This is a genomic window from Adonisia turfae CCMR0081 (genome assembly GCF_011009555.1).
Lineage (GTDB): Bacteria > Cyanobacteriota > Cyanobacteriia > Phormidesmidales > Phormidesmidaceae > Leptothoe > Leptothoe turfae.
Genome location: NZ_QXHD01000004.1, coordinates 6,326,737 through 6,337,781, shown reverse-complemented (window position 1 = coordinate 6,337,781; position 11,045 = coordinate 6,326,737). Strand labels below are relative to the sequence as shown.

At 43.3% G+C, this 11,045-nt stretch carries 4 protein-coding genes; 1 reads left to right on the top strand and 3 read right to left on the bottom strand.

Annotation, left to right across the window (positions count from 1 at the left end; all coding sequences use genetic code 11):
* Positions 1-17: 17 nt before the first annotated feature.
* The 3 genes from DXZ20_RS30890 to DXZ20_RS30880 all read right to left on the bottom strand — a co-directional run bounded on the left by DXZ20_RS30890 (position 18) and on the right by DXZ20_RS30880 (position 4,691).
* Positions 18-1,847: a ShlB/FhaC/HecB family hemolysin secretion/activation protein gene (locus DXZ20_RS30890; RefSeq protein WP_163702734.1), complete on the bottom strand. Its 1,830-nt coding sequence runs from the start codon at positions 1,845-1,847 to the stop codon at positions 18-20.
* Between the two features lie 356 nt (positions 1,848-2,203).
* A complete protein-coding gene (locus tag DXZ20_RS30885) occupies positions 2,204-3,286 on the bottom strand; it encodes a hypothetical protein (RefSeq protein ID WP_163702733.1) in 1,083 nt (360 codons plus the stop codon).
* 133 nt (positions 3,287-3,419) lie between these two features.
* Complete coding sequence (locus tag DXZ20_RS30880) at positions 3,420-4,691, bottom strand: tetratricopeptide repeat protein (RefSeq protein WP_163702732.1); 1,272 nt, start codon at positions 4,689-4,691, stop codon at positions 3,420-3,422.
* A 504-nt stretch (positions 4,692-5,195) separates the two neighbouring features.
* Here DXZ20_RS30880 and DXZ20_RS30875 point away from each other — a divergent pair.
* A partial coding sequence (locus DXZ20_RS30875) for a DUF4114 domain-containing protein (protein ID WP_250565987.1) occupies positions 5,196-11,045 on the top strand: 5,850 nt, incomplete at its 3' end.

Sequence of the window (11,045 nt, the reverse complement as noted above, 5' to 3'; positions counted from 1 at the left end):
ATGCGCAAAGTACACGCTTAGAAAAATGAATAATCTAATGAAAAGTAGATACCATTCTCTTGTAGAGAATCTCGATCTGAGTCACCCGAAATCAAAGGTATGCCCCAATCTAAACGAGCATTTAGGTTATTAGTACTAAATAGCAGCCCGGTACCTACACCCACTAAAGTATTATCATCAGGATTATTACCACCCGAATTCCAACCATGGCCAATATCTAAAAAAGGTGCAACCTGTAATAAAGGTCCATTACGACTATTACCTAAGACAGGCAAACGCACCTCAACTGAACCAAGCACACCGTTATCAGTCAAAATCTGATTCTGACGGTACCCCCGCACAGTAGATTGACCACCAATACCAAACTGCTCCTGCGATAGCAATGAGTCAGGCGTTAGCTGCAAACTCCCCTTGAGCAATAACAACGCATCTGGCCCCAGTGAACGAGCCCATTGAGCCTGTCCCTGCCAAGAAAAGAAACGACTATCCGGAGCATCATCATTTACCGTTGCCCCCAAAGCATCTAAACCAAGATTAAACTGCGATCTTAGTGCAATCACTTGATTCGAACTTTGTTTAGTCCAATCTTGAAAGAAACGTGCAGCCGAAACACTTGTCCGTCCATCACTATCAGCCTCTGGTGAGAGCGGAAAAGGACCAATCTCATCAAAACCTAAGAATGTTTGACTATCCTGATGCGATGCTGTCAGACCTAACGCAAACTCTTGTGTTGGCTTCTTTATTAAGGGTTGGCGTAAAGTCAGTTCATATAGTGTTGTATCCGAACTTATATCCAGTGGTTCAAAAGGATCTTCAATGACCTCACTATCAGAGTGACTGACCGCAAATGCTAACGTTCCATCCTTGGGATTAATAGGAAGCGTATAAGCAAAATCAAAATCGTCACTACCTGCTGTCAACGAATAGCCGAGGTTAAGGCTATCACCCAACCCTAATAAGTTTGCCTGATTAAGCTGCAGTTGATGCCGTACACTACCAACGCTAGGAGAACGATTATTATCAACACCATAATTTACATTGAAGCTGTCAGCTTCTGTTACCGAGACAACCAATCGATTAGTCCCAGGCTCTACACCTGCCTGTAAATCAGCTGATATGCTTTCTACTAGAGGATCTATCTGCAGAAGTTGTAGTCGCTCTAGAATATCAGCACTATTGATAGGAGGTTCAATCCCTACTTCTAAACGACTACGGATATAGCTATCATTAAGACGCTGAGTGCCATTAATCTCAATATCCTCTAAACTACCTTCAATGACTTCAATTCTTGCAACACCATCTTGTAATGGCTGGGGTGGGAAAAAAGCTCCTGACGTAATATAGCCATTCTCAACATAGAGTTTTGTAATGGCCGAACGAGCTTGCAGAATTTCAGTAAACGTAATGGGGCGTCCAGTAAATTCAGATATTACAGCCTCTAATTCTTCTGAGGAAAACACTGTACTACCAATAACCTCAAAACGCTGAATGATGATTGTTTCCTCTTCAGTGGCTGGTATATCAGAATCTTCAACAGGAGATAGCGTTTCTGGACTGAATAGTTCATCTAATTCAGGTAAGGTAGGAGCTAGTTCAATTTCCTCAGGACCACTATCCTCTGGAATACGCTGAATATCAGGAGATAAATCAGGGATTGACGGAGGAAGCGTTTGAGCTATTTGACTGACAGAGTTGACTTCATCTAATCGCTCTATAGAAACTGACTCTGCTATGTCTCCAGTGCTATGCGCATGGCTAATAGTAGAAGTCGAGGTGGATAACTGTTGTAGCTCCAAAAGTTCTGTTGTATCCTCTATCGTATCTTTCGAGTCAAGTACAGTAGGCAAGTTTACAACTTCAGACTCCACATTTGTCTGTATATTGTTTTGCTCTGGCGTTGTGGGACTTAGTTCAGACGAAAACTTGGGAGTGAATGTAACAGTAGTCTCATCTATAATAACAGCAACACCAGGATTAGATGTTGTAATTTCTATTTCATTAGTAGTATTTAAATCCTCAGATGGCGCTGAAGAAAAGGGAGAAGGCGAGTAGTGTTCTATCAATTTTGCATAAGCCGTACCAGATAGAACACTTGAGAAAATTGATATGCTTATTGGCAGATAACAAGCAGGACGAGAGCAGCCCATCATTTAAAGCTCCTGCAGTATTCGTAGTTAATAGAAAAAATTATTGGACAGTCTGTTTAAGGACTTAGTACATCTAAACGTTCTTGCAGCTCTTCAGAACGGTCTGCATTGCCCAACTCATCATAAGCTTGCTGTGCTTCAGTTAAAAGCTGAAGGGCTTTATCTAATTCACCTAGCAATACTTTTATTTCTGCTAAACCAGATTTTGCATTTGCTTGCCCCAGGATACTTTGTTGTTGGGTTGCGATGCTAATGGCCTGTTCATAGCTCGATAATGCTAATAAATTAAGTCCTACGTAGCGATACAAGTCTCCCAGTACCTGAAACACTTCGGAATTGCTATCAGCAGTACTTGTAACAGACTCAAGTACATCAATGGCTTCTGACAATAAGTTTTCCTCCATATAAAGGTATGCCAACTCTAATGCCTGCATATTAGTTGGCAGATTTTGTTCCTTTATTTTGGCGATTTCAGTGTTTACCCGTGCTACATGTTCCGGATAAAGTAGCTCAAAGTCTGACTCATCTGCTCCTTCATCTAATTGAGAGGATAATCCGTCAATGACTTCCACAATGACTCTGTAGCTTTTACCCGGAGTTAACGGTTCTCCTGAATATTTCACCTCAGAACCAGTAACTTGTTCTATCCAAATCTCCTCATTGCCTGATTCCATTACTCTCACAATATAGCCCGATGCATCTTCGACAGGATTCCAACGAAGAGTCAGCGCTAAACCAAGAATCGATGTTCGACGTGGACTGGTAACATAAGGAATTTCTGAATTGATACCTCCCAGAAGGTTGTCAGTCTGAAGACCTATCCGTATCACCTCATCAGAAGCATGTTCTAAACACTCTGCCTCTATTCCTGATGTACGATTGGCTCTCAGCGTCCAAACTGACGAACCAGGGCATCCAATCTGAGCATGACTATTTGGACCAGTTTTTAACAGAGTATAGGCTGGGAATTGCATTCCAGTCCTGACAATTTGGAAATGGTTTTGTCCTGGATATTGAGCCCAGACATTTCCCTGAGTTTCAATAATTCGATAACTGTTGGCTGCTAGTACAGCTGACGGGCAAACCAGTACGGCACCACTTGCTAAAAGCGCATGTACAACATATTTTTGAAGGGGCATATACTTAATCGATCTACAGGGTTAAAGAAACACTTTGTAATGATGTAGATGGACCTTAGAACTTATATAGGGATACGTGAGTAAATTAGTGTTTCTGGGAAAAAACTTGATGCAAAATATACTTTGAATACGACTAAGGTCTAGTATTTTTAACTGAGGTGTTAGCTTCAATAGCCTGCTGGGCCATATCAATCCATTGAGCCTCATCAGCATTGAACTCGCTCGCTCTACCAAGGCAAGCTTTCCAAGTTGACAAGGTATCTGGATGTCCTTCTTTTTCTAGAACTTGAGCTAACAAGCAATAAGCAGCTGCTTTTTCATCATTTAGCTCAATTGCTGTCTGTAAATCGCCTTTTGCTTCGCCGTAACGGCTTTGATTTAGCTCAGCCCAACCTAAATTTTTAAGAAATGCATATTTAAGAGCATTCTCATCTGCTGAAATACATTCTGTTATACGTATATCATTTTCAAGGTATGCAAATCCTTGCTTTAACAATAAAGCAGCTGCAGGGAAATCTTCATCTTCAATAAGATATAGTCTGCCTAAATTGTTATAGGCTTCAATGCAACCCCCTAACATCGCAATATGATACTGAGAACGAGCCTGTTCTAAATCTAACAACTGTTCATAAGTACTCCCTAAACGAAAATGAGCTTCTGTATTGCTAGGGTCTAGCTCAGTAGCACGCTTGTAGTTAGCTAAGGCACTTGTAGTTTGAAATTTCTGTTGTGACTTAATGCCACGTTTAACGTAAAAATTAGCAAACCTTGGTAATGAATTTTGTAATCCCACTAAGCAAAGCAAAAATACTACTGCCATTATTAGCTTTGCTTCATGCCATAAGTATTTAGGCAGCTTCATCCTTTGAAGGAGCCTTTCAATAGCCTGCTGACCAATCTTGGTTAGGGGGCCACCTGCTACCAGCAAAGCAACAGCACTTTGTCCTGCAATAGCTAAAGCACTCAATGTATCTGGACCACCTGCCAAGAAACGAGATGAAATGGCTGCTACCAATGCAAAGTCAATAGTTAAAGTAATTAGTGTTGCACCTTCCCATAGCCAATTTAGGCGATTCCATGGATGAGCTGGAGGTTTCTTTTCGAAATGCCACCACCAGGCATACTCAGAAGGTTTAATGATTTCTCGCCACTCTGCTAAGGGGATATGTTGAATGATTAATTCGCTTTTTTGCTTAAGCTCTTTGTCTAACTTACTTAGTGTTGGTAAATATTTGCTAGATAGAGGTCGTTGAGATTGAAACAAGTCTTGGATTTGATCTCTGACAATTAAGATATTCAAGCAAATGTCATCAATGCTTGACTTTTCTTCGATTTGAAGATGTGACAGCATGCTTTCATACTGCTCAAGTAATTTTGCTAAATCAGAGAGAGCTGAAGCACCCATACTAAGTACACATTTCTGGAAGATGCAAGGATTTCCAACCTTTAGCCGGAAATTATAGAAGCTGAAAGCCCTGATATAGGTAGATTAATGCTTTCAAAATGAGTTTTAACCATAAGTACAGTCCGAATGCATCCAGCGCAAAAAATTATAAGCAAGAAGCTAAGACTGATTAGGTCAAAATTCCCATGTATTAACTGACATTGATATAGACGTAACGACTAGCTATTAGTGCCGACTAGCTATTGGCTTCGAACATATTTTACATCTAGCTTGTTTACCGTCTCAGCAATTCCAAATCCTATTCTTAGACAAAAGTCAGACCTTACAAAGCCTCAAAATTTGACTCATGTTTAGAAATTAGCTGTTAGAGCTTAATATTTTTTCTTAACAATAATTATCCGGATCTTTCAATCTAGTTACCGATCATTTATGTGTACGTAATCGTGAAATTACGTACTTAGCGGTTTAGTTCCAACGCTTGATCTGCCCCCTGTAGATAACAACATGAACGGATTGGATTCGTCCTTCTCCGATGAAGGCCTGTTGCCCTTGCAAGAGAGTCCTAATTTACCAGGGACTACTCAAAAGAATGGTCGTTTCAATACTCCAGCGGATAGCCATGTTAGCTTGCCGGAAAATGACCATGTATTGGAACCATTAACGTTTTTCTCGGATGTTGTCAGTGAAGACCCGTTAATCGCAGCTGCTGATGTTAATAGTTCACAGATTATCCCTACATCAGATGTCCCTGAAAGTGATACGTTAACCGGTATTACTGATGGCAGTTTGCTAGCTGATAATACAAGCGCCATTGGTGACTTATTTGTAGTATCTGGGAATGCGGGTGAAACGATAACGCTACGATTTCAGTGGACCTATCAGGATGCTAAACTAAACAACGAGATTGGAGTGTTTGCCATTGATGCTGATGGCAAGGTTAATGGTGTGGCCCCTGGAGATACAGGCTTTGCCAAAGCCGCTCTGAATAGCCCGTCTCGACAGGTGTTGTTTCCCCATGGACAGCAAACGGGTGCTTGGAAAGAGTTGAGTTTCAAAGCAGGAGACAGGCTTGCATTTTATCTGGTCCAAGACAGTAGTACTGCAGATTGGCTAGCGCATAATCCTGATAATAAAGGAGGGCAAGGTCCTACGGCCTTTTTCTCATTAGATGGTGCCAATCCGGATGGGGTTGACCATGTCCGTAGTCAATCTTTTGGTGAGGACATTCAGCGATTTGCCTGGGAAGATTTATGGGGTGGTGGCGATCAAGATTTTAATGATGCTGTACTGCTGGTTAGCAAAGCTGGGGTACAAATTCCTGGAGACATTGGTCAATTCGCTACGTTAACGGTAGATCTACTAAGTCAATCAGCAGGTTTCCGTAATGAAATGGGCTTTTTTTTAGTGGATGATGCTGAGGGGCACATTGGTAATCTTAAACCCGGTTCCCAGGGATATGCCGTTGCTGCACTGTCTCAAGCAAATCGGCAGGTAGTTTTTGCTAGAGGGCAAAATGCAGGCTCGGTTAGTCAATATCAGATTCCTGCGGGTAAGTTCCTGGGGTGGTATCTAATTCAAGATGCAACAACAACAGAATTTCTTACCCAGAACCCCTACAACCGCTTGGATGGAGGTCCTATTGCTTTCTTTTCCCACCCAGGTGCAAATCCAGACGGACTGAGTCATGTTCACTTCCAGGCTGCCAATGAAATGGTCTGGGAGGATATGACCGGTGGGGGAGATCGCGACTATAACGACCTTATTTTTAGCTATGAGTTAAAGGCACCTCCACAGGTTAAGGGGGAAATTGCGCTGGCAGAAGGTAGCCAATTTGAGGTTAGCCATAGGCAATCAATCGTCGTTTCAGAGCAGCCGTCAAAGCTGCAGTTTACGCTGGCAAATCTCGACTTTGATACAACCGATGATGATGCCATCAACGATGCCTTTGAGGCTGCTCTGGTGGATAGTAAGGGGAATTCCCTGGTCCATACCATTACCAACGGTCGAGATGCATTTTTTAACTGGACCGAAGGGGAAACTCCCCAACTGGCCAATGGCGTTAGTCAGGATGGGCAAACCATTACTGTTAACCTGGCAAGCATTGCAGAAGGTACAGAGGCCACATTGATTCTGCGACTGGTTAATAATGATGACGATACGACTACACAGGCCCGCATCAGGGATATTAAAACCTTAGCGGCTGATGTGCTGCCCCCAACAGAGGGCATTCCTACACCGACGCAAGACCTAGCAGAGTCTTTTATCTTTGAAGGTATTCAAGATGTGTCTGCCAGTCTTGCAGTTGACTATGATCAAACGTCATTTAATGAAGAGACTGAGACCTTATTTGCAGACTTTACGGCGCGCAACACTGGTCAGTATGGGCTTGATAAGCCTTTGATCGTGGCAGTCACTAACATTAGCGACCCAACCGTAACTGTATTGGAAGCAGATGGACTTACCCTGGATGGATTGCCCTACTACAACCTTTCTAATCTGGTTACAGACAGTACCCTGGCTCCGGGCAATGCAACCAAAAGTGCTACCCTTCGCTTTAAGAATCCCCAAGGGAATCAGTTTACTTATGATTTGGTGTTTCTAGGTAGCCTAAATGACGGGCCAGTAATTACCTCTGAGCCTAATGTAGAAGGGTTGATTGGTAAGCCCTATCGCTATGATGTGGACGCCACTGACCCTGAGGGAGATCCGATAACCTACTCTCTGGTGGTAGCACCGAGGGAAATGACTATTAACCCAGAAACTGGGGAAATTGAGTGGGCTCCCCAAGAAGCAGATCGGGGTACCCAGAGTATTACGGTGCGGGTAGTGGATGGGCGTGGTGGTGTGGCAGAGCAGTTGTTTGATGTAGTGGTAGGCGATGCACCGCCCAATCGACCACCAGTGTTTACGACCGGACCGGTGGTGGATGCACGGGTGAATACGGCCTATGAGTATGATGCAGATGCAACGGATCTCGATTATGACGAGCTGACCTATGGGTTGTTGAAACATCCATCAGGGATGGAGATTGATCCAAGTACAGGCAAAGTCACTTGGACACCAACAGCAGAAAGTCTTTCAGCAGAAAACGGTGGTCAGCATGAGGTGTCCATTGAGGTTTCCGATAGCCAGGGTGGTGTGGCAGTGCAGAACTATGTGGTGAATGTGTTGCCGGAAGAAGGCAACCATGATCCAGTAATTGTGAGTGAACCGGTTGTAAAATTACAACTCTCTTCGACTCTGGATCAAGCAGCTCCGGCTAACCTCTCTGAATGGTCAGTTATAGAATATAAGCCCGATGATCTTATTTCTGCAAATTGGGTTCTTGAAGAAGACAGCACAGTAGTCAGACAAACTGTAAATGCATATCCTTCTATTTTCTTAAGTGACTTTGATCTAACAAATGATCGTATTGAAGGTAGCTGGCGTGTAGATACAGACATTGATGATGACTTGATGGGATTTGTATTTGGATATCAAGATCCTGATCATTTTTATCTCTTTGACTGGAAGCAGGCTACCCAAAATCAACCGGGTTGGGGTATCGCTGAACAAGGTATGAGTATCAAGGTAGTTGATTCTGATGCTCCTATTAGTTTTACTGACCTGTGGCCCACGGAAAATAGTAGCGAACGGGTTCGTACTATTTTTCAAAATGATATTTCATATCAACACTTTACCGACTACCAATTCTTTCTAGACTTTACGCCAGGTGAGTTCACAATCACAATTCAGCAAGATGATCAAGTTATAGAATCTATAACCTTACAAGATGATACTTATACGTCTGGAAAGTTTGGCTTCTATAACTTCTCTCAACCAGATCTTGTTTATAGTGGATTCACAAGACAATCGCTTAGGGTTGGCGATTATAACTATGACGTTGATGCGATCGATCCTGATGATGACACATTGACCTACTCTTTGGTGGAAAAACCAGAGGGCATGGAGATTAATCCAGAGACAGGAGAGATCTCTTGGTTCCCTTCGCCTATTGAGAACCAAATAATTATCGATACTTTTGGAGATGAGGATTTCTTTGGCTTTGGTTCAGGAAATATTGGCCAGCCTGTTCCAGAAATCGAATTTAATAATCAAGAATCCAACGATCCATCATTTACAGACTTAGATGCAAGATTCAACAAGCGCTTCCGCCCTGAAGGTAACAATGACTTTGAGTGGAGCCATGATTTGTCAGAAGCTTTAGCAGGTCTAACTCCAAGTAGAGCAAGCTTAGAAATTGCCATTGGTGGTATTGAAGATGGAGGAAATAGATTTGGAACCGGAGGGCTCGATGATCGGCTCTTCATCGAAGACATTGAAGTGACAAATGCATTTGATGACTTAGACCAAAGTACTACAGGAACTGGTCTAGTTGATTTTGTACTATCAGATGAACAATTAACCTCTTTTACCTCCGATGGTATCCTTGATGTCTTCATTCAAGGAGGTGTTGAAACCGATTCAGGCCAACAATTTAATGAGTCTTATTTCATTGATTTTGCCCGATTGAGTGTTGAGACTGACAACACCAGCACTTATGTTACTGTTCGCGTTGAAGATGGTCGCGGCGGAGCTGATGAACAAGAATTCACGATTCAGTTTGTTGATGCCCCAGATATTGACCTGACAATTGACGAAGTCACTCCTAGCAACCTTGCTGTTAATGGTCAAACCCTAGCCTTAACCGGCTCTGCTTCGGCTGAAATCACCAATAACGGAAATAATAACCTCACCCAACCCTTTGATGTTCTCTTCTTTGAGGACACTAATGCTAATCAAACCTATGACCAGGATATTGATAATGTCCTGGGTAGCACAACCATTACGGCTCCTTTAGCAGCTGGTGCCTCTCAAACTGTCACGGCTGATCTGGCAGGAACGGTTAGCTTCTTGGGTGTGCCCATTTGGGGATTTGTAGATAGTGACAATGCAGTTACCGAAACTGACGAGACAAATAACTTATCCTTTAGTAGCCATGACTGCATTGCACAGTCTATCAGTGAATTTGACCCAGTAGTGGAGTGGAACAAGCGGGAGTTCACCGTCGAACCTAACTCGAATCAGGTAATGATGACTCCTGCCGTCATCGACGTAAATGAAGATGAAATTCCTGATGTTGTCTTCAGTACGTATACAGGTAGCATCTACAATGCTAACGGAAAATTACGAGCCATTAGCGGTGCGGATGGTAGTGAGATTTGGACCGTCACTAATCCTGAGTATGAAGTCATTGCTGCTGCTAGCGTCGCCATTGGTGATATTGATAATGATGATCAACCAGAGATTATTGCCGGTTATGAGAATGGTGGTCTGATTGCTTTTGAAAACGATGGTACGTTCAAATGGAAGAGCGATGCCATTTGGGGAGCTGCTCATTGGGGCGGAGCTTCAATTGCCGATCTGAACCAAGATGGCACTCCAGAAATTATTATTGGAGCAAATGTTCTGAATAATGAAGGGCAATTACTTTGGAGTGGTAACACGTTTGGCGGTCTTGGCCAGGGAAATAACGGCGGAGGGCCACTTTCCACGGTTGCAGATTTAGATCTGGATGGCACTCCAGAAGTCGTCGCAGGTAGAAGCGCTTACCGAGCAGACGGATCTCTGTATTGGAATGCGACCATTAGGGACGGGTTCCCTGCTATCGGTAACTTTGATGATGACCCAAATCCTGAAATTGTTGTTGTTTCGAGCGGACGGGTTCACCTGCTCGAATACACTGGTGAACTAAAGTGGGGCAATGTCATTATTCCTGGTGGTGGTAGAGGCGGTCCTCCCACAATTGCAGATTTGGATGGAGATGGAGAGCCTGAAATTGGTGTAGCTAGTGCAAATAGGTATGTTGTGTTTGAAGCCGATGGATCGGTTAAATGGCAGAAACAGACTCGTGATAATAGCTCTAATGTGACAGGTTCATCCGTCTTTGACTTTGATGGGGATGGCCAAGTCGAGGTGGTTTATGGTGATGAGCTATTCTTGAGAATCTACAACGGTTCTGATGGAGAGGTTCTTTATGAGCTGCCCAAAAGCTCAGGTACCACCTATGAATTACCCGTAATTGCTGATGTAGATGCAGATGGCAATGCCGAAATTGTCGCAGTTGCTAACCAACTTGCTGGTTTTGGTCCGCAAACGGGCATTTTCGTGATTGGAGATCGCAACGATACCTGGGTCTCTACCCGTCAGATTTGGAACCAGCACGCCTATAGCATTAATAACGTCAACGATGACGGCACCATCCCCACGAACCCCGAGAACAGCTGGCAAACTCACAATACTTTCCGCCTCAATGCGTTTCCTGAAGGTGAAGGCAATGCTCTGGCAGCTCCCGACCTAGTTGCTTCCTACCTG